The sequence below is a fragment of the Nonomuraea deserti genome (assembly GCF_004348685.1).
GTDB lineage: Bacteria > Actinomycetota > Actinomycetes > Streptosporangiales > Streptosporangiaceae > Nonomuraea > Nonomuraea deserti.
This window is the reverse complement of record NZ_SMKO01000030.1, coordinates 43,366-62,444: the sequence shown is the minus strand read 5'-3', so window position 1 is coordinate 62,444 and position 19,079 is coordinate 43,366. Positions and strand designations below refer to the sequence as shown.

Annotated in this window: 21 protein-coding genes and 1 pseudogene; 14 read left to right on the top strand and 8 right to left on the bottom strand. The window is 69.5% G+C overall.

What is annotated here, in order from left to right:
- Positions 1-110 precede the first annotated feature (110 nt).
- The gene (locus E1292_RS14740; RefSeq protein ID WP_342775656.1) at positions 111-644 is read left to right on the top strand and encodes a transposase; all 534 of its coding nucleotides are present in this window, start codon (positions 111-113) and stop codon (positions 642-644) included.
- Positions 645-744: 100 nt separating this feature from the next.
- Here the strand turns inward: E1292_RS14740 and E1292_RS14735 are convergent, their stop codons facing one another.
- From E1292_RS14735 to E1292_RS14715, 5 genes are all read right to left on the bottom strand, one after another.
- A complete protein-coding gene (locus tag E1292_RS14735) occupies positions 745-1,875 on the bottom strand; it encodes a tyrosine-type recombinase/integrase (RefSeq protein ID WP_132595701.1) in 1,131 nt (376 codons plus the stop codon).
- Complete coding sequence (locus E1292_RS14730) at positions 1,859-2,554, bottom strand: tyrosine-type recombinase/integrase (protein WP_132595700.1); 696 nt, start codon at positions 2,552-2,554, stop codon at positions 1,859-1,861. Before E1292_RS14730 ends, E1292_RS14735 begins: the two co-directional genes overlap by 17 nt.
- Complete coding sequence (locus E1292_RS14725) at positions 2,551-3,093, bottom strand: hypothetical protein (RefSeq protein ID WP_132595699.1); 543 nt, start codon at positions 3,091-3,093, stop codon at positions 2,551-2,553. The genes E1292_RS14730 and E1292_RS14725 overlap by 4 nt, the downstream gene beginning before the upstream one ends.
- Before the next feature lie 58 nt (positions 3,094-3,151).
- On the bottom strand, positions 3,152-3,535 hold the full coding sequence (locus E1292_RS14720; RefSeq protein ID WP_281284029.1) for a transposase: 384 nt from the start codon (positions 3,533-3,535) through the stop codon (positions 3,152-3,154).
- 113 nt (positions 3,536-3,648) lie between these two features.
- Positions 3,649-4,092 carry a MarR family winged helix-turn-helix transcriptional regulator gene (locus E1292_RS14715; protein WP_132595698.1) on the bottom strand — a complete coding sequence of 148 codons (444 nt, stop codon included), beginning with the start codon at positions 4,090-4,092 and terminating at the stop codon, positions 3,649-3,651.
- Positions 4,093-4,162: 70 nt separating this feature from the next.
- Between E1292_RS14715 and E1292_RS14710 the strand changes: the two genes are divergently transcribed.
- From E1292_RS14710 to E1292_RS14680, 8 genes and pseudogenes are all read left to right on the top strand, one after another.
- On the top strand, positions 4,163-5,221 hold the full coding sequence (locus tag E1292_RS14710; protein ID WP_132595697.1) for a glycoside hydrolase family protein: 1,059 nt from the start codon (positions 4,163-4,165) through the stop codon (positions 5,219-5,221).
- A gap of 341 nt (positions 5,222-5,562) precedes the next feature.
- The gene (locus E1292_RS14705; protein ID WP_342775655.1) at positions 5,563-6,105 is read left to right on the top strand and encodes a transposase; all 543 of its coding nucleotides are present in this window, start codon (positions 5,563-5,565) and stop codon (positions 6,103-6,105) included.
- A 12-nt stretch (positions 6,106-6,117) separates the two neighbouring features.
- Positions 6,118-7,310 (top strand): annotated as a pseudogene (locus tag E1292_RS14700) (tyrosine-type recombinase/integrase).
- Positions 7,307-7,444 carry a hypothetical protein gene (locus E1292_RS51070; protein ID WP_165974534.1) on the top strand — a complete coding sequence of 46 codons (138 nt, stop codon included), beginning with the start codon at positions 7,307-7,309 and terminating at the stop codon, positions 7,442-7,444. The pseudogene E1292_RS14700 and the gene E1292_RS51070 overlap by 4 nt, the downstream one beginning before the upstream one ends.
- On the top strand, positions 7,441-7,899 hold the full coding sequence (locus tag E1292_RS14695; RefSeq protein ID WP_132595695.1) for a hypothetical protein: 459 nt from the start codon (positions 7,441-7,443) through the stop codon (positions 7,897-7,899). The genes E1292_RS51070 and E1292_RS14695 overlap by 4 nt, the downstream gene beginning before the upstream one ends.
- Complete coding sequence (locus E1292_RS14690) at positions 7,896-8,186, top strand: hypothetical protein (RefSeq protein WP_220446826.1); 291 nt, start codon at positions 7,896-7,898, stop codon at positions 8,184-8,186. Before E1292_RS14695 ends, E1292_RS14690 begins: the two co-directional genes overlap by 4 nt.
- Before the next feature lie 75 nt (positions 8,187-8,261).
- Positions 8,262-9,179 carry an aminoglycoside phosphotransferase family protein gene (locus E1292_RS14685; RefSeq protein WP_132595694.1) on the top strand — a complete coding sequence of 306 codons (918 nt, stop codon included), beginning with the start codon at positions 8,262-8,264 and terminating at the stop codon, positions 9,177-9,179.
- Between the two features lie 120 nt (positions 9,180-9,299).
- Entirely contained in the window at positions 9,300-9,470 is a 171-nt protein-coding gene (locus tag E1292_RS14680; protein WP_165974531.1) for a hypothetical protein, read from the top strand.
- A gap of 216 nt (positions 9,471-9,686) precedes the next feature.
- Here the strand turns inward: E1292_RS14680 and E1292_RS14675 are convergent, their stop codons facing one another.
- Positions 9,687-10,595 carry a histidine phosphatase family protein gene (locus E1292_RS14675; RefSeq protein WP_220446825.1) on the bottom strand — a complete coding sequence of 303 codons (909 nt, stop codon included), beginning with the start codon at positions 10,593-10,595 and terminating at the stop codon, positions 9,687-9,689.
- Between E1292_RS14675 and E1292_RS14665 the strand changes: the two genes are divergently transcribed.
- Both E1292_RS14665 and E1292_RS54890 read left to right on the top strand, forming a co-directional pair.
- Positions 10,582-11,028, top strand: coding sequence for a DUF6262 family protein (locus E1292_RS14665; protein ID WP_132595692.1), 447 nt, complete (start codon positions 10,582-10,584; stop codon positions 11,026-11,028). The genes E1292_RS14675 and E1292_RS14665 overlap by 14 nt on opposite strands.
- A gap of 61 nt (positions 11,029-11,089) precedes the next feature.
- Positions 11,090-11,770 carry a transposase gene (locus E1292_RS54890; RefSeq protein WP_132595691.1) on the top strand — a complete coding sequence of 227 codons (681 nt, stop codon included), beginning with the start codon at positions 11,090-11,092 and terminating at the stop codon, positions 11,768-11,770.
- A 70-nt stretch (positions 11,771-11,840) separates the two neighbouring features.
- Here E1292_RS54890 and E1292_RS14655 read toward each other — a convergent pair whose 3' ends face one another.
- The gene (locus tag E1292_RS14655; protein ID WP_132595690.1) at positions 11,841-12,638 is read right to left on the bottom strand and encodes a potassium channel family protein; all 798 of its coding nucleotides are present in this window, start codon (positions 12,636-12,638) and stop codon (positions 11,841-11,843) included.
- Positions 12,639-13,030: 392 nt separating this feature from the next.
- On the opposite strand from E1292_RS14655, the gene E1292_RS14650 reads away from it, so the two are divergent.
- Positions 13,031-13,744 carry a PaaI family thioesterase gene (locus E1292_RS14650; protein WP_132595689.1) on the top strand — a complete coding sequence of 238 codons (714 nt, stop codon included), beginning with the start codon at positions 13,031-13,033 and terminating at the stop codon, positions 13,742-13,744.
- 176 nt (positions 13,745-13,920) lie between these two features.
- Here the strand turns inward: E1292_RS14650 and E1292_RS14645 are convergent, their stop codons facing one another.
- Positions 13,921-15,096 carry a mandelate racemase/muconate lactonizing enzyme family protein gene (locus tag E1292_RS14645; RefSeq protein WP_220446824.1) on the bottom strand — a complete coding sequence of 392 codons (1,176 nt, stop codon included), beginning with the start codon at positions 15,094-15,096 and terminating at the stop codon, positions 13,921-13,923.
- Between the two features lie 195 nt (positions 15,097-15,291).
- Here E1292_RS14645 and E1292_RS14640 point away from each other — a divergent pair, with 195 nt between their 5' ends.
- Both E1292_RS14640 and E1292_RS14635 read left to right on the top strand, forming a co-directional pair.
- Positions 15,292-15,972 (top strand): type 1 glutamine amidotransferase, encoded by a 681-nt coding sequence (locus E1292_RS14640; RefSeq protein ID WP_132595688.1) that lies wholly within the window; start codon positions 15,292-15,294, stop codon positions 15,970-15,972.
- Between the two features lie 86 nt (positions 15,973-16,058).
- The gene (locus E1292_RS14635; protein WP_132595687.1) at positions 16,059-19,019 is read left to right on the top strand and encodes a bifunctional [glutamine synthetase] adenylyltransferase/[glutamine synthetase]-adenylyl-L-tyrosine phosphorylase; all 2,961 of its coding nucleotides are present in this window, start codon (positions 16,059-16,061) and stop codon (positions 19,017-19,019) included.
- Positions 19,020-19,079 lie beyond the last annotated feature (60 nt).

Here is a 19,079-nt window from a genome sequence, read left to right as displayed (position 1 = left end):
AGAGCCTGCTGACGAAGGATTTGGTCGCTGAGGCCGGGGCCAGGATGCCCTGATCGAGGGCGTCCTGGAGTGATACGCCTGCGGACAGGAGCGGGCTCCTGATAGCTGAGGTGTTGTCTACGCATCTCGGCGGCCAGGAGCCCGTGGTTGTCTGTTTACACGCTCACGTCCGTGGGCGCCAGTGGTTGCGCTTCACGGGGTGCCGATGTCATAGCCGAAAGCCGTCGTATCCGTCGGATCTGACCGATGCCGAGTGGACGGTGCTGGAAGTCGAGGCGCGGGCGGCGATGGCCGAGCTGGTCGCGACCACGGGCAGGCCGATGGTCCATGACCTGCGGGCGGTGCTGGACGCGATCAACTACGTGACCAGGTACGGGATCGATTGGCGGGCCCTGCCGGTCGACTTCCCCTCACACGAGGCGGTGTATGGGTTCTTCCTGCGCTGGTCCCGGCGTGGTCTGCCCGAACGGCTCGCCGGGCGGTTACGCGGCCGTCTACGGGTCATGGCCGGACGCGATGAGTTGCCGACGGCCGCGTGCATCGACTCCCAGACGGTCAAAGCGGCTGAGACCGTCGGGGCTACGGCCTGCGGTTTTGACGCAGGCAATTATGAGGGGCTGGATGTTATGCCGGGCGCTGGATGAGCAGAGCGTGCTCGGGGCAGCGTAGCGCCGCGTAGCCGAACAGGGAGTGGATCGCGGCCAGCCGAGCGTTGCTGGTGGCGATGCTGTTGTTCCGGTCGGTCTAGAGATGGTCCAGGAAGCTGCTGACGAAGTGGACGTCGATGTCGGCCAGGTCCAGGGCTGCGGGTGGTCGGCCGAGTTCAGCTTGGGCGTAGTGCAGCAGCAGGCGGAAGGTGTCGCGGTAGGCCGCGATGGTGTGTTCGCTGGCGCGGCGGTCGGTGAGCCGTTCGGTGAAGTATCCCTGCATGATCGGGGCCAGGCTGGTCATGATGATTCCTCCCAGGCGGCTTCCAGTCGCTTGGCGGCTTCGGCCATCAGTTGCGGGCAGGCGTGCAGATACCAGTACGTGGTCGCGGGGCTGATGTGTCCGAGGTAGGTCGACAGAGGCCGGTAGCAGGTGCGCGACGTCGGCTCCGGTGGCGTACCAGTTCGCCATGGTGGTCACCGCGAAGGTGTGCCTGAGGTCGTAGAGCCGCGGCTTGGCCGTCCCGGCCGGGGCGGTGATCGCCGCGGTCTTGAGCACACGGGCGAAGGCCGTGCTGGCGCTGTGGTGGTTCAGGCGGGTGCCGTCGCAGGAGACGAAGAACGCCGTGGTGGACGGGTGCGGACACAGTTCGTCGCGCCGCTCCTGGTAGGCGGCGAGGTGCTCGGCGGTGCTGGAGTGTAGCGGGACCAGGCGGGACTTGCCGAACTTGGTGCCCCGGATCAGCAGGATGGGGCTGTCCAGATCCACATCACCGCGGTCCAGACCCATCGCCTCTCCGGTTCGGATGCCGGTGGCGGCCATCAGACCGATGAACGCCTCGACGGTGGCGGCGCGCAGCGGGTTTTTGAATCTCCGGGCCGCTTGCAGCATCGCGGTGATCTCCGCCGGTGAATAGAGGTGGGGCTCGCAGCGGTCCCCCGTGCGTGGGAGCAAGGCTGTCGGCGGGACTTCGGTGTGGGTGTCGAAGGCGGCCTGGAACCGGGCGAACTCGCGAATGACGGTCAGTCGCGCCGCCCACCAGGACGTATCCGCCCCGGCCGGGGTCGTGGCCCACTCCACTGCCGCGGCGACGGTGACGTGGTCCAGCCCGCGGGTGTCACAGAAGACGACGAACTGACCGAGCATCCGGCCCTCAGCCTTGAGTTTGTAGCCCAGGCTCCGGCGAATCGCCAGGTAGCGGTCGACGGCCTCACGCAGTGTCGTCATCGCCGACCGCCATCGGCCAGGGCCGCACGACCGCGGCAAGCGCGGTCAGGTCGACCTTCGCATAGATTGCCGAGCTCGCGTGATCGTTGTGCCGCAGCAACTCGGCGACCTCGGCCAGGGACCCGCCGTCGGCCAGCACTCGGCAGGCAACGCGGTGCCGCAGTCGATGGGCGCCCACCATCGCAATGCCGGCCCGTAACGAGGCGTGGCGCGGCACCGTCACGATCGACTGCCGTTTCATCGGTGCGTCCGGGCCGATCGTGCGGGTGAACACTTCCCGCAACGTCGATGGCCGTCGGCCGTTGCGCAGCCAGTCGGCCAGGGCGCCGCCGACGTCGGATGGAAGCGGCATCTGGTCGACGCGGCCGCCTTTGCCCCGAACCGTCAGCTCGCCGCCGCGCCAGTCGATGTCTTCCAGGCGCAGCCGCGCGACCTCTACCGCCCGCAGCCCCAGTCTGGCCATCAGCAGCAGGACCGCGAAGTCCCGCCGCCCGATCGCCGTGGCCCGGTTGCACGAGGCAAGCAGCGTGGTGACTGCCTCGTCATCCGCACCGACCGGAATCCCGCTCAGCTGCCAGCCGGCAACCGACGGCACCACCGGCGACAGGTCACGGTCGATGTCGCCTGCCGCGAACAAGAACCGCAGCAGCGACCGCAGACCCGAGGTCAACGGCTTCATCGAGCCGATCCGTAATGCTGCGACATCTCCAGCACGAACGCCGTCACCGCTTGCGGAGCGATCCGGCCGAGTTCCAGCCGTCCGCCTTCGACCTGGGGGATCAAGAACTTGGCGGCCCAGTGCAAGCGCAAACTCACCGTCTGCTCGCCAAGCCGACGCTCATGCTCCAGCCAGCTGCGATACCTCTCCAGCACCGCATCGACAGGACCCAGGGCAGGCGGCTCCTCGGGCGGGACCAGCCCAAGCACCCGCAGATAGCCCAGCATCGGCCGCAGCGAGCGATCCGTCCGCCACCGTCGACAGCCGCCAGCTTGTCGCGCCGCGGCAAACGCGGCGATCCGCTCGGCACTCAGCTCAGTGGGAGCCACCCCCTCCTGCTCCAGCCAGCGGCTCAGATGCGCCAGCACATACGCGCGGCCCTGAGCGGTTCGCGGCGTGAACCCCTGACGGATCAGCTCCAGCCGGAACTCGTGCACCAGCCCAGCCAACGGCCCCGCCACCCTGACCGGGTAGCGGCCGTCCGTCGCAGCCTTGACCATGTACTCACCTCCATCGACAGCCCTTCGATGGAGACGGTGAAGCTCCGGCGTTATGAGGTCAATTGGTCACCCGTGCCGCTATCAGCCAGCACTGATCCACCCGGCCCGGCATAACATCCAGCCCCTCATAATTGGCCGCATCCCGTCCGGTCGTGGTGGCGGAGACTCCGGCCGCGGCGCGCACGCTCTGGGTGTCGAGCACCACCAGGCTCGGGTCGGCTAATCGTCGGTGTTTCTCCCGCACCTGGAAGCGCAGCAGGTCGTGGATGGCCTGGTCGGTGCCGCCCTTACGCCAGGCGGTGTAGTAGTACATGACCGCGCTGCGCAGTGGCAGGTCATGGGGCAGCAAGCTCCACTGGCAGCCGGTCCGGCTCTGGTACAGCAGCGCGTTAACGATCTCGCGCATCTGGGGATAAGTCCGTCGCGTACGGCTTGCGTTCACTCACCCGGCCATCTCAACACGTCCACGCCCACCAGCTAGACATAACGCTACAGATTCACTCAATCACACTATGACATCAGGGGTATAGGCTCACAGACTGCCCTCTCACAGCACTAGGTGGCGAGCCTGTCCGCTTCGTCGGCGAGGATTCGGGTGCACTGCTCGATGTAGTCCAGAAGCGTGCTGATCTGTTTCTCGTCGTAGGAGCTCACGACCTCGGCGAGCCGTTCGTACAACGAGATGTGAAGGGCGACCGCTCGCTGCGCCTGCTCGACCACGGCGTGAACGATGACCTGCCTGCGGTCGGTGCTCGAACGTTCGCGGCGGGCGAAGCCCGCGTTCTCCAACCGGTCGACGACCGCGGTGACCGCGCTCGCGGTCAGATCCAACTCGTCGGCGAGTTCACGCGGTGTGTGCGGGCGCTGGACGAGCAGGCCGAGGCCTTTGACGTCGGTGGGCGTCACGCCGAGTTTGTGCGCGATCGATTCGTTGTACCGAAGGCTGCGCGCGGCCATCCGCTGCTGACAGGTCAGCAGTTCCTGGACGAGTTCGTTCATCGCGCACACGCCAAGTTGATTCGATGATTGTATAGTTTAATCATCGAAGATATTCGCCATGGAGGAAACAGTGCACAGACCATACGGACAGGATCTCAGCCGCCGGACACTGCTGGCCAGCGCGGTCACACTCGGCCTCACGGCCAGTGCCCCGCCCGCAGCGGCCACGGAGCTCAGCACGATCGTGGCCGGGAACAAAACGCCGATACTCGGTGGTGCTGACCGGATCGGCATCGCGCACCTACGTAACTTGGACACGGTCGCCGACGTGTCGGTGGCCAGGCTGGACGGGCACTGGTGGATGGTGCTGGGCGCAACCTCAGGTGAGTCGCCCGTGGTCGGCCTCTGCTCGGCGCGACTGCCTCGCGGAGCGGCTCTCGACAGCCCGGACTGGATGATCGACACCGAGCCGGACGACTCCGCCGTCGCCGCGGCGTTGGCCCCTCCTCCGCCGACCGGCGCCTGGGACGCCACCGGTTACCACTGCCCGGTCCACGTGCGGGCCGGTGGTGTGCGGCGCATCTACTACGCCAGCACGCCCTCGAGAACGCTGTACGGGCCATACCAGATCGGCTGCCTGGAGTGGGATGGCAAGCGCTGGCACCGCCGCCCGGAACCGGTGTTCACCGCCGCGTTGCCCTGGGAGCGGGGCACCGTGCTCGAACCCAACGTCGTCCACGCTCACGGGCTGTGGCGCCTTTACTACGCCACCGGGCTGACCGCCACCGACAACCCCGTCATCGGCTACGCCGAGAGCCGCGACGGCCTGACCGGCTGGCGGAGCCGGCGAGTCGAACTAGCCACCGACGAGTTCGATGCCGCCATCGCCCCCGCCACCGGCGGCTATCACCGGGTGACCGCCCGACAACCAGCCCACCGACCGCTGCTGCCCAGCGACGGGCTGTGGTGGTCAAACGCAACCCGGCTGGATCGGCCACACTGGACTCCACAGGTCCAACTCGTGAGTAGCACCGACGACACACCATGGCATCAGGGCGGCGTGTGGAAGCCCAGCGTCGTGCCCGCCCCGGCACGGCCGGGCCATGGCCATGTCTTCTTCAACGGAGCCACCTACACCGCCAACGGCCCCACGTTCACGGTCGGCCGCGTCACCTACCGGACCACCTAGGGCACATGAATGCCAAAGTCCAGCGCGAGTCCGTGCGCTCGGGCCACCAGGGTGGGACAGCCCGCGATCAGGGCAAGAACCGGGCACCAAGCACCGCGCCAACATTCGCCCAGACGCCCCGGGCCGGTCAGCGAGAATCCCGCTGGTCAGCCGAGCGAGCGTTTCCCTGTCTCGGAAGGCGGCCCGCGCCAGATTGGGGTCCTGGGACCATCCGGCTGAAATTGAACTCTAAGAGCCTGCTGACGAAGGATTTGGTCGCTGAGGCCGGGGCCAGGATGCCCTGATCGAGGGCGTCCTGGAGTGATACGCCTGCGGACAGGAGCGGGCTCCTGATAGCTGAGGTGTTGTCTACGCATCTCGGCGGCCAGGAGCCCGTGGTTGTCTGTTTACACGCTCACGTCCGTGGGCGCCAGTGGTTGCGCTTCACGGGGTGCCGATGTCATAGCCGAAAGCCGTCGTATCCGTCGGATCTGACCGATGCCGAGTGGACGGTGCTGGAAGTCGAGGCGCGGGCGGTGATGGCCGAGCTGGTCGCGACCACGGGCAGGCCGATGGTCCATGACCTGCGGGCGGTGCTGGACGCGATCAACTACGTGACCAGGTACGGGATCGATTGGCGGGCCCTGCCGGTCGACTTCCCCTCACACGAGGCGGTGTATGGGTTCTTCCTGCGCTGGTCCCGGCGTGGTCTGCCCGAACGGCTCGCCGGGCGGTTACGCGGCCGTCTACGGGTCATGGCCGGACGCGATGAGTTGCCGACGGCCGCGTGCATCGACTCCCAGACGGTCAAAGCGGCTGAGACCGTCGGGGCTACGGCCTGCGGTTTTGACGCAGGCAAGAAGCTGAAGGGGCATTATCTTGAGCACGTTTCCGGCTGTCCATGACGTGCACGACGGATGTTGGACCCTCCCCGATCATCGTGGTGGATGCGATTACCTACCGCTGTCCAGCACGCAACAGCGGGAGGGGCGATGCGGGTTCAGCGAGTATTCATGCTGGAGTCGGAGGAAGAGTCGTGGACTCTCCTCGGCGATGACCAGGTCCCGATCGAGCCGGTGGAGCAGTTCCTGGCCTTCCTGACGTCGATCGAGAAATCACCCAACACCGTCAAGGCATACGCCCACGATTTGATGGACTGGTTCACCTACCTGGATGGGCACCGCCTCGGCTGGCGCGCGGCCGACCTGGAGGACGTCGCTGGCTTCGTCGCCTGGCTGCGGCTGCCGCCCGAGGCGCGCACCGGGAACGTTGCGGTGTTGCCCACGGTGGCGCATCACTGCTCGGCGGCCAGCGTGAACCGCAAACTCGCTGCCCTAACCTCGTTCTGCGAGTTCCATGCCCGCCACGGCGATGTCGAGTTGGCCAGGCTGCTGATCACCATGCAGCCCGCAGGGCGGCGGGGCGCCGCAACGTCGTTCAAGCCGTTCCTGCACCACATGGCCAAGGGCGAGCTGGAGCGGCGCCGCGCGATCAAGCTGAAGTCGTCCCCATCCAGACCGAAGGTGCTCACCGCTTCGCAGGCACAAGCCGTGCTGGACGCCTGTGAGCACCTACGCGACCGGCTCCTGTTCGCCGTTCTGCTGGATTGCGGCGTGCGGATTGGCGAAGCCTTGGGCCTGCGGCACGAGGACATGGGCATCGCCGAGCAGAGTGTCACCATCACGTCTCGCTCCAACGCCAACCGAGCGCGGGCCAAGGCCGGCATCTGCCGGACGATCCCGGCCAGCGCCGAGTTGATGCGGCTCTACGCCGACTACCTCACCCGCGAGTACGGCGCTCTGGACTCCGACTACGTCTTCGTCAACCTCTTCGCCGAGCCCCATGGGCGGCCATGGGCTTACCGCGCGGTCTATGACCTGGTCCTGCGGTTACGCCGCCGCACGGGGTCGACTTCGAGCCCCACCATTACCGGCACACCTACGCAACCTGGCTGTTGCGCCGGGGCGCCGGGATGGAGCGTGTGAAGGAACTCCTCGGCCATGCCTCGATCACCACGACCATCGACACCTACGGCCACCTCACCGTCGAGGACGCCCGCCAGAGCCTTGAGGCCGCTGGCTGGTTCACCGGACGGGAGGTCCAGTTGTGACCGTCACCGGGCCGATCCCCGCCAGGACGGGGCTGCTGGAGACGCTGCTGGCCAGCGTGCGCGCCGAGTTCCGCGTCGAGGTCTACCATCCCGACCCGCACGACCCGGTGTTCGTCACCACCGATGCGCGGTGAACGACTGCGATCGTCTTGTCGCCCAGCACGGGCTCTGCAACGGCCACGTCATCCGGTGGCGGCACCGCGGCCGCCCCGACATGGCTGACTTCCTCGCCGCCCCCGGCCCGCCGGTCCGAGGGCACGTGGACCTTCGCCAGTGCGCCGTCGCCGAGTGCCGCTTCGGGATCAACGGCCGCGGGTTATGCGCCAAGCACTACGACAGGTGGGTCCGGCACGGCCGTCCCGAGCTAGAGACATGGATCGCGCAGGCGGTCCTCACCACGAGCGGAACCGCCGAGTGCCGCATGCCGTTCTGCACGCTCTGGGTGGAGAACACCACCAAGGTCTTCTGCCACAACCACCAGGATCGATGGGAACGCGCCGGCCGCCCCGACCCGAAGGCCTTCGTCCTCGACTGCCAGCTCGCGGGCAGCTCCGCCATCGACCTGCGCGGACTGAGTCCCACCGGATGACGGCCCGCTACGCCAAAATCACCGATCAGACGGTCCGGCGGCACTGGGAACAAGCCACCAAGGTCAACTTCAAAGGCGAACGGGTCACCCTCGCTCCCGACGGGCCGCTCGCCCAGGCACAGTGGGCCAAGACCCGCGTCGGCATGGCCACCCAAACCCTGCCCAACGGCTACTGCGGGCTACCCGTCCAAAAGAGCTGCCCGCATGCCAACGCCTGCTTCTCTGAACTTCGGGGCCGTTCCGTCCCAAAGCCTCTGATCTGCAGCTCTCTGAAACCGAATGGGTGATGCCAGAGGAATCACAGCGAGATGTTCCGGATAACGAGAGCCGCTCCGCCTGCCGCCTCAGTACTGTGACTTTGCATGACCGACACCGAGATTGAGATCACCGCAGACCTGGTCCGTGACCTGCTGCAGGAGCAACATCCAGATCTTGCAGGGCTGGCCATCCGCGAGGTGGTGGGCGGCTGGGGTAACCAAATGTGGCGCCTCGGGGACGAGTTGGTCGTGCGCATGCAGCGCATGGACCGCACCCCGGAGTTCCAGCTCAAGGAGCGGCGGTGGCTACCCGTGCTGGCCCCGCGCCTGCCGCTCCCGGTGCCGACCCCGGTGCGGTTCGGCGAACCGTCCGAGCGCTTCCCCAAGCACTGGACCGTGATGACGTGGGTTCCCGGCGAGCCGCTTGACCACGGCTCGATCAGCCGCGGCGCCCACGCGGCCGACACGCTGGCGGGCTTCCTCCGGGCGCTCCATGTGGAGGCGCCCGCCGAAGCCCCGGCCAGTTCGGACCTCGGCGCCTCGGTCCGCCGCGAACACCCCAAGAGGTGCACGGGCGGCTTCGAGCAGTTCTTGCAGGCCATTGACCCCGACGCCGTCGGCGATGTCCGCGCCGTCCGGGCCGTCTGGGCCGATGCCGTCGCGGCCCCCGAGTGGGAGGGCCCGCCGATGTGGCTGCACGGTGACCTCCATCCCGCGAATGTCGTCGTCTCGGACGGGACGCTCTCGGGCGTGATCGATTTCGGTGCGTTGTTCGCCGGCGATCCGGCGTGGGACCTCGCCGCCGCGTGGGTGCTGCTCCCCGCGGGCACGGCCTCACGGTTCTTCGACGCGTACGCGCACGCGGACGAGGCGGCGATCCGGCGCGCCCGCGGGCTGGCCGCTATGAAGAGCCTCTTCCTGATGCTCATGGGGCAGAACGGAGACCGGGGCCTTCCCGGCGGCAAGCCGCACTGGGGACCTGCAGGCCGGGCGGCACTTGATCGTGTTCTGAAGGGCGTTTGATGCACACTTCTTGAACTTGTTCTCGATCTTGGTTGAGGGCCATGTGGCAGCGCACCTTCGTGGAGCTTATCGATCACCGCGCGTGGTGGGGATGCCAAGGTCCACGGCCATATGCTGCCCGTGGCGCCGATCGAGCTGGCGGAGCTTTTCCTCGGCGCCAGCCAGGCTGACCTAGAGTCCTTCGACCTCGCCGAGCCAGCCTTCGCGTTCGGCTTCGGCGATGCGGGCGATGAGGTTGTCGCGGATCTCCTCGATGCGGATGCGTTGGGCAGGATCCGGCCTGAGGAGTGAACACCTGACACAAGCTTAACCGAACTGATCTTGAAGGAGGTTCAAGGTCATCGAGAATCTGTGAGGTGCTGAACGTGACCGTGAGAGTCTTTGATGGCCTGCCGCTCGGCGTGTCGCGGGCGCCCGGCTCTTGTGGGTTGGCGAAGCCTCATAGGCCGGAGTCTGCTCAGCGGTGGCACGTCACCTCGTTAGCCGTCGAAGCCTGCCAGGTAGAGGTCAGCCGGCTTCGGCGGAGTCGAGATGGCGGGTGTCACCGAGATTGACGACCTGGCGGTTGTAGTAGAAGTCGTCTTCGTGCAGCGTGGTGATGCTGCCGGATGGCGCCCGGAAATAGGCGTGGCCGACCGCCTTGATCGGCATCTTGATCCAGGACGCCACGACAACTGTCAGGGAGCCACCGTGCGTCACGATGATCTGGTGTTCGCAGGGGCGCTGCAAGATCTCGTCCATGGCCGCGTAGATGCGCTGCACCAACGCTGCCTTGGTCTCGGCGCCCTCCACGCCCTCGTCGTGTTCCAACCGCTCCCCGGCAACCGGCGGCTGGACGAATCGCTGGTCCAGCCACTCCTGTGGCCTTCCCTCCGCCTCTCCGTAGGATTTCTCCCGCAGTCTGCGGTCCAGGATCGGTGTCACGCCGAACAGCTCGCCAACCTTCTCGGCTGTTTGCCGGGTGCGCTGCAGATCTGAGGAGAATAGCTCCACATCGGCGCCGTCCGGGATCTGGGCCCGCAGCGCCTGGGCAATGGAGGCCGCCGCGCTGAGGCCGGCTGGCGTCAGATGCGAATCATGCCAGCCGCCGACGATCCCCTCGACGTGGTGCGTCGCCTCCGGGTGGGTGACGGCGTAGATGGTGCGCATGAGTGAGAGTGCCCTGAACTGCACAATCAACGCGGTTCGATCAGTCAACGGGGCCTGACCTGCCCGGTCTTCATCACCGGCCCCGAGTTCCTCCCTGAGTTGCGCCAGCAGCGCCAACGGACCCTCACCCTCATCGACATCTCCCAGGACAAGGGCCAGGTCCGCGTCGTGGAGATGAACCAGCAGGTCCTCACCAACTTGGACCGCATGATCGGCGAGATCGAGAAAGACGAACCCGCCCCAGGGGCAGCCGATGCGAGCTGACAACACTCGCCACCTCATCGCCGCCGCTCGGCAACGCACCGAAGACACCCGCCGACGAGCCCTCGCTGCACTCCGCCGCATGGACGCCACCGGCAAGCCGATCAACTTCGACACCGTCAGCCGCGAGGCCCGCGTCTCCCGCTCGTGGCTCTACGCCCAAGACGACCTTCGAGCCGAAATACGACGGCTCCGCGAACGCTCACCGCGACCCGCCAATCCGTCACCGCCGGACCGTCAACGCAGCTCTGAGGCCTCGCTCCTGCGACGCCTTGAGATCGCCATGGCACGCACCCGCACCCTTGAACAGGAGAATCGACAGCTCCGCGACGCCCTGGCCCACGCACTCGGCGAGCGCCGAACACGCGACGTCCTCGGCGAACCCGGCAACCACGACACGCCGAACAGAAAATCCTCGAAAACGATCGGACCGTGTTGAGCAGGAGGCCGGACACGTTCGTCGAGAACACCGTCTCTCTCGCTGACGCCAGGTCAACCGCATGATCATTTCAAGAGCTCAAGATAACGGTCGCAAACGGCATATCGCGGTCGACACGCTCGGGCTGCTGTTGCGCGTGATCGTTACCGCCGCGTCGGTTCAAGACCGTGACGGCGCACACCCGTTACTGGCCCGGCTACGGACGAAGTTCACCATCGCGCTGGTGTGGGCGGACGGCGGCTACGCCGGACGCCTGCTCGCCTGGGCGCGCGACGTGCTCCACCTGACCGTCACGATCGTCAAGCGCTCCGATGACCTGCGCGGTTTCGTCGTGTTGCCGCGTAGGTGGGTGGCAGAACGAACATTCGCCTGGCTCACTCGTTACCGCCGGCTGGTGCGGATCTACGAACGCAAGCCCGAACACCACGAAGCCATGATCTGGTGGGCCACCGTGCACCAGATGACCCGCCGCCTGACCCGCGAACTGGCAGGACAACCGCCCCATGGCCGCTGGAGCGACCCGCCACCGCTTCCGGAGCTGTCCAGTACCGACCGGCGCGGCAAGGTGCTGGAAATCCTGGCCGCCCAGCCCTGGCGGGCCTGGAAAGGGGCCGAGCTGGCCGCCATCCTCGGGATCGAGAACGTCAACAGCTTCCGCGTCCAGCTGTCCCAATGGTCCCACCAGGGTTACATCAACAAGATCGGACCAGCCCTCTATGGCCCCATGCCCACGAGGGCTTAAGCCTTCGTCAGCAGGCTCTTAGAGACTCGTCGAAGCCGGGCCGTGGCGCGCGCCCGCGGCCGGGCCGGCATCAGCGGGCCAGGCGCGTGGTCAGGGCATCCAGCCGGTCGTGCAGCCGGGCCTGGTCGTCGCCGATGCCGGCCAGGACGGTACGGAGGCCGGCCAGCTCGTCCACCGCCCCGCGTAGCTCGTTGATCTCGGAGAGGATCTGGGCCACGTCGGCCTCGGTACGCCGCTCCCTGGCGGCGTTGCGCTCGAACCGCTCGACGAACCAGGACGCGATGGCCGCGGTGACCACACCGAGCAGGGCGATCCCCGCCAGCATCAGCCCCGACGCCACCAGCCTGCCCTCGGCGGTGACGGGGAAGCGGTCGCCGTACCCGACGGTGGTCATCGTGGTGAGCGACCACCACAGGGCGTCGCCGATCGTCTGGATGTTGCTGGCCGGGTTGTCACGCTCCGCGCCCAGCACGGCGATGCTGCCGACCAGGGCCAGGAAGACGGCGGTGCCGCTCACGTACACGACCGCGCGTAGCCGCAGCGGGAGCTGGATCCGTTCCGCCACGATCTGCAGGAGCAGCAGCGCGCGCAGCAGCCAGAGCGGGCGCAGGAGGGGGAGCAGGACGACCAGGAGCGAGGGGATGTTCCTGAGGACGAACCGTGTGCGGCGGGGGGCCAGGTAGACGCGGATCAGGTAGTCCGCGGTGAACAGGAGATAGGTGCAGACCTGGAGGTACCAGAACCCCTGGTCCACGACGGGCGGAAGGCCGGGCAAGACGATGGGGATCGCCCAGCTGAGGAGAAACGCGGTGCCAATGGTGAGAAGTGCCGTGCTCGTGCGGCGCTCCCATGAGGTCAGCCGATCCATCCCGACAGTCTGATGGCATGACCGCCTGTGGCTCTAGGCCGGTATCGGCGGATTGGTCGCGGGACCCGGAGGAGCCGGGATAGGGTACTGCCTGACGCCTTGATCGGCCTCACTCCCGGCAGCGGTTCGGAGTGAGGCCGATTTTCGTTGCTTCTCACCCCCGGCTCACGTCCGCGCGATGTGGGGCGCCTACGGTCCCGTGGTAGGCGTGATGGCAGGCATGGCCGCGCGACGGGCGGGAAGCAACGGACCTCATCGAGGCGTTGTAGGTCATGTCGATCAGCCGCGAGACCCCCGGCATCTGCGGGAATCGGGAGTCTGGGTAAAATCGGCCTGCTTCTATTGACAATTACGGACTTTTCGCCATATGCGGCGATGTAGGAGGGTGTGGCATGACGACGGCTGCCTTGCAGACCGTGCTGACCGTTCCCGAGCGCTTCCGTGGCCCGGTGGGGGTCGCCAACGGCGGCTGGATAGCGGGCACCATGGCGGAGGCTCTGAACGGTGGCCGACCAGCCGTCGAAGTCACACTCCACGCTCCCACCCCGCTGGAGACCGAGCTGCGCCTCGAACACGTGGCCAACTCCGTCTCCCTCTCCCACGGCGACCGGCTCCTGGTCGAGGCGATCCCCGTGGCCGAAGACCTGGAGGGGCCCGGCTTCGTGCCGTTCACCGACGCCGCCCGCGCCGAGGCGGGATTCGTCGGCCTGCGGGCGCACCCGTTCGCCGAGTGCTTCGCCTGCGGCATGCGCGAGCCCGGCGACGGCCTGCGCATCTTCCCCGGGCCCGTGGAGGGCACCGACATGGTGGCCGCCGGATGGCGGGTGCCGTTCAACGTGACGGGCGAGGAAGGTGTTCCCGCCTCGATCGTCGGGGCGGTGCTCGACTGCATCACCGGCTGGGCCCACTTCGGCCCGGGCGAGACCGCGCTGCTCGGGCGGCTCGGCGTGCAGATCCACCGGCCGGTCCACCCCGGCGCCCGCTACTCCGTGGTGGCCCGCCCGACCGGCCGCGACGGGCGCAAGATGTTCGGGCAGAGCGCCATCTACGAGGACGACGGCACCCTGGTGGCCGCGGCCCGCGCCACCTGGATCGCTCCACGCTGACACCGCGCCGTCACCGGCGGTCGCCCCACCCTCAAGGCGACGGATCCTCGCCAACGACACATCCGGGGAGGACCGCAAGGCCCGATGGGCGCGGCGACCACCGGGTCGGCGCGGCGGCCGGCGGGATGCCGGTCAGGGTTCGGGCCGGCGCGCGGCCCGCCTGAGGGGGATCGCCGTCACAAGCGGGAGAAGCGCCGCTGCGCGGCCAGGTCGCCCTCGCGCAGCCGTACGCCGTGACCGGGCTCGCGGCCCGGCGTGACGACGCCGTTCTCGATGACGGGCAACCCCGTCACGAGCTCGTCGTACCAGGTGTGCAGGAAGGCCCTGACCGTCTCCTGGATGAGCCCGTTGGGCTGGCCGCACACGAAGTGCACGCAGCCCGCCAGCGTGGCGGGCCCGGTGCAGTCGTGCGGCGCCACCGGCACGCCGTAGGCGTCGGCGAGGGAGGCCACCTTGCGGGCCTCGGTCAGGCCGCCGGTCCACTGGACGTCGAGGGTGAGGACGTCGACGGCGCCCGAGTCCAGCAGCGGCTTGAAGCCGCGCCGGCCGACGCACGTCTCCCCGGCCGCGATCGGCACGGGGGAGGCGAGGCGGGCGTAGGCGTCGGCCGCGTCGGAGCGCAGCGGGTCCTCCACCCAGAACGGCCGGTACGGCTCCAGCGCGGCCAGGATCGTCTCGGCGGCCGGCCGGCTCCACAGGCCGTGCAGCTCGACCATCAGCTTCATGTCCGGGCCGGCCTCCTCCCGGATCGCGGCGATCACCTCGAGCCCCCGGTCCAGGTCGGCCTGGGAGATGCCGGCGCCGCCCGTACGCTCGGCCGCGGCGTCGAACGGCCATACCTTCATGCCGCCGATCCCCTGCTCGCGCAGGTCGCGGGCGAGCCGGGCCGGGTCGGTGAGAAAGGCGTTCAGGTCCTCGTAGCGGCCGGTGGCCAGGCCCCAGTTGCCGGTCTCCTGCCGGGCCGAGGTGGCGATGTACCCGGGGCCCGCGCAGGTGTTGTAGATGGGCATGCCGTCGTGGACGGCGCCGCCGAGCAGGTCGACGAGCGGCAGCCCGGCGGCCTGGCCGAGCAGGTCCCAGAGGGCGAGATCGACCGCGCCGTTGCCGCGCGTCTCGGCGCCGGAGCCCTGGTAGCCGGTGTACGGGGTGAGCAGGCGGGCGACCCGTTCCGGCGTGGGACCGGCCAGGCCGAGCAGGACGGGGGCGACGCTCTCGTGCAGGTACGCCTCCACCGTCAGCGCTCCGAAGAACGCCTCGCCGAGCCCGGTCAGTCCGGTGTCGGTGTGCAGGCGGACGAACAGCAGGTTGGGCTGTACGGCGGGCCGGATGGTCTCGAGGGCGACGATCTTCACGAGTTCCCCTTTCGATGCTCAGACCCGATATGCACAGGTGGCTTGGCCATCAAACGTGGCGTATGTGCCTGTCGGCCGGATACGCCCGATTGCGGGTGGCGGTCCGCCGCGGGATGCCGGCGGCCCCCGCCGGCGTGGCCGGGCTCCGCCCGGGATGTAGCGACTTGCTCGGAAATTTCCGGATAATGGGCCGATATGAGCGTTACCGTCATCGAGCACGAGGCCGAGGCCGGGCTCGGATATCTGGGCGAATGGCTGGGGCTGGACTTCGACGTCGTGCGGCCGTACCTGGGCGATGAGGTTCCCGTACGCCCGGGTGACGGGCTGATCGTGCTCGGTGGCGCGGCGGCCGCATGGGAGGACGAGCGCAGCCCCTGGCAACCCGCCACCCGCGACCTGCTGCTGCGGGCGGTCGAGGAGGGCACGCCGACGCTGGCGATCTGCCTGGGGGCGCAGCTGCTGACCATGGCCTGCGGCGGCGCGGTCGAGCGCGGCGCGTACGGGCTCGAAGTGGGCGCCCGCGAGGTGGTCGCCCTGCCCGACGCCGCCTCCGACCGGCTCTTCACCGGCATCTGCACGGCCGTGGCCGTGCAGTTCCACCAGGACGTCATCACGCGGCCGCCCGACGGCGCGGTGCCGTTGATGACCGGCTCGCCGTACCCTCACCAGGCCTACCGGCTCGGGGATGCCGCCTGGGCGGTGCAGTTCCACCCGGAGGCCACCCCCGAGATCTTCGCGTCCTGGAGCGGGGAGACGGCCCTGGAGGGGGCCGAGGAGCTCAACGCCGAGGTCAAGTCGGCCGAGAGCGCCCTCATCGCGACGTGGCGCCCGGTGGCGGAGTCGTTCGCGGACGTGATCCGCACCGCCCACCGCTGACCTGGGCCGCGGCCACCGAACGCATCGGTCCGCGACGTCGCGCCGGCCTCTGCGGCCGGCGGCGGGCGAGCTGCCACTATGGAGGGGTGCCCAGGATCGAATCCACCGCCGCCAGGCTCGCCAAGCTCGGTTTCGCCGACGGCGCCAGGGCGGCCAGGCTCGTCGGCCAGGCCGGAGCCGATCTGGACGACCTGCTGGAGTCGCTGGTCGACGTGGCCGACCCCGACCAGGCGCTGGCCTCGCTGGCCCGCCTGGCCGAGCGGGATCCGTCCGTGCCCGGCAGGCTCCGCGCCGACGGCGAGCTGAGGGCCAGGCTCGTCGCCGTGCTCGGGGTCAGCGCGGCGCTCGGCGAGCATCTGGTACGCCATCCGGAGCAGGTGGCGCTGCTCGCCGAGCCCCGCCTGGGCAACCCGCGCGAGGAGCTGCTCCGCGCGGTCGGCGCCGATCCGGGCGCCCCCCGGCAGGGCGCCGGCGACATGGGGTCCGGCGGGGCGGCACCGGAAGGGCCGGCATCGGGTGCGGACGCGCTGACGGCGCTGCGGGTGGCGTACCGGGGCAGGGTGATGCACCTGGCCGCGCGCGACCTCACCGGCCGGGCCACGCTGGCGGAGGTCATGGCGGAGCTGTCCGAGCTGGCGGGCGCGGCGCTGGAGGCCGCGCTGGCCATCGCGCGGGCCGAGGTCGACGCCGCCGACGTCCGCCTGGCCGTGATCGGCATGGGCAAGTGCGGCGCCCGCGAGCTCAACTACATCAGCGACGTCGACGTGATCTTCGTGGCCGAGCCGCGGGAGGGCGCCGACGAGGAGAAGGCGCTGCGCTCGGCGACCCGGCTGGCCCAGCTCATGATGCGGGCCTGCACCACGACCACCCCGGAGGGCTCGCTGTGGGAGGTGGACGCCGGGCTGCGGCCGGAGGGCCGGTCGGGGCCGCTGGTGCGCACGCTGGCCAGCCACCTGGCCTACTACCGGCGCTGGGCGAAGACGTGGGAGTTCCAGGCGCTGCTCAAGGCCCGGCCGGTGGCCGGCGACCTGGAGCTGGGCGCCGCCTACGTCGAGGCGGTCAACGAGCTGGTCTGGTCGGCGGCCACCCGCGAGCACTTCGTCGAGGACGTGCAGGCGATGCGCCGCCGGGTGGAGGCGCATGTGCGCGCCGAGGGCGAGCGCCAGCTCAAGCTGGGCCCTGGCGGGTTGCGCGACATCGAGTTCGCGGTGCAGCTGCTGCAGCTCGTGCACGGCAGGCTCGACCCGCTGCTGCGCCGCCGGGGCACGCTGCCCGCCCTGGCCGCCCTCTCCCGCGGCGGCTACGTCGGGCGTGACGACTCGCGCGGCCTGGCGGAGGCGTACGCGTTCCTGCGCCAGGTCGAGCACCTGCTGCAGCTGCACCGGCTGCGGCGTACGCACATCGTGCCGGAGGACGAGGCCGATCTGCGCAGGCTGGGCCGGGCACTGGGCATGCAGGCCGACCCGGTCGGGGAGTTCACCGCCAGGTGGCGGCGGCACGCGATGGAGGCGCGGCGGCTGCACGAGAAGCTGTTCTACCGCCCCCTGCTGCAGGCCGTGGCCCGGCTGCCGGAGTCGGAGGCGCGCCTGTCGACGTCGGCCGCCGCGGCCAGGCTGGAGGCGCTCGGCTACGACGACCCCACCGGCGCGCTGCGCCACATCGCCGCGCTGACCACGGGGGTGTCCAGGCGGGCCGCGATCCAGCGCACGCTGCTGCCGGTCATGCTCGGCTGGTTCGCCGACACGCCCGACCCGGACGCGGCGCTGCTCGGCTTCCGGCAGGTCAGCGACAAGCTGGGCAGCACGCCGTGGTATCTGCGGCTGCTGCGCGACGAGACGGCGGTGGCGGCCAGGATGGCGCGCGTGCTCGGCACCAGCCGCTACGCGACCGGCCTGCTCATGCACGCGCCCGACGCGGTGGCGATGCTGGGCTCGGACGAGGAGCTGGCCGTGCGCTCGCGGGAGTCGCTGCTGGGCGAGGCGTCCGCCGCGGTGTCGCGGCACGCGGGCGACCCGGGGAACGCCGTCGCGGCCGTGCGGGCGCTGCGGCGCAAAGAGTTGTTCCGTACGGCCGTCGCCGACATCTCCGGGCTCATCGACATCGAGACGGTCGGCACGGCGCTGTCGCTGCTGACCGACGCGACCCTCCAGGCCGCGCTCGACGCCGCGCTCGGCAAGGTCGCGCGGCTCACCTCGTTCGCGATCATCGCCATGGGCCGGCTCGGCGGCATGGAGTGCTCCTACGCCAGCGACGCCGACGTCATGTTCGTGCACTCGCCGCTGCCGGGGGTGGACGAGCGCGAGGCCACCGACGCCGCCCACGCCGTGGCCAACGAGCTGCGCAGGCTGCTGTCGCTGCCCGCCCCCGACCCGCCGCTGGCCATCGACCCCGACCTGCGGCCGGAGGGGCGGCAGGGCCCGCTGGTGCGCACGCTGGCCTCCTACCGCGCCTACTACGCGCGCTGGTCGTCGCCGTGGGAGGCGCAGGCGCTGCTGCGGGCCAGGTTCTCGGCCGGCGACCCGGAGCTGGGCGCCGCGTTCGTCGCGATGATCGACGAGCTGCGCTACCCGCAGGACGGCCTGCCCGACGACGCCGTCAGGGAGATCAGGCGGCTCAAGGCCCGCATGGAGGCCGAACGTCTGCCGCGCGGCGCCGACCCGGCCCTGCACACCAAGCTCGGCCCCGGCGGCCTGTCCGACGTGGAGTGGGTGGCCCAGCTCCTGCAGCTGCGCCACGCGGGCGCGCTGCCGTCCCTGCGCACCACCCGTACGCTGGAGGCGTTGCGCGCGGCCGTGGCGGAAGGGCTGCTCGGCCAGGCGGACGAGGTGGTGCTCGCCGAGGCGTGGCGGTTCGCCTCCCGCATCCGGGACGCGATCATGCTGGTCAAGGGCAGGCCGGGCGACAGCGTGCCGCGCGACTCGGGGGAGCGCGGGCTGATCGCGCAGGCGCTCGGCTACCCGCCGGACGGCTCCGAGGACTTCCTCGACGACTACCGCCGCGTGACGCGCCGCGCCAGGAAGGTGGTGGAGCGCGTCTTCTACGCCTGAGGGCCGGCGCGACGGTGAGGTGGCGGCCTGACGAGCGGAGCGAGGGCTTGATCGCAGGGG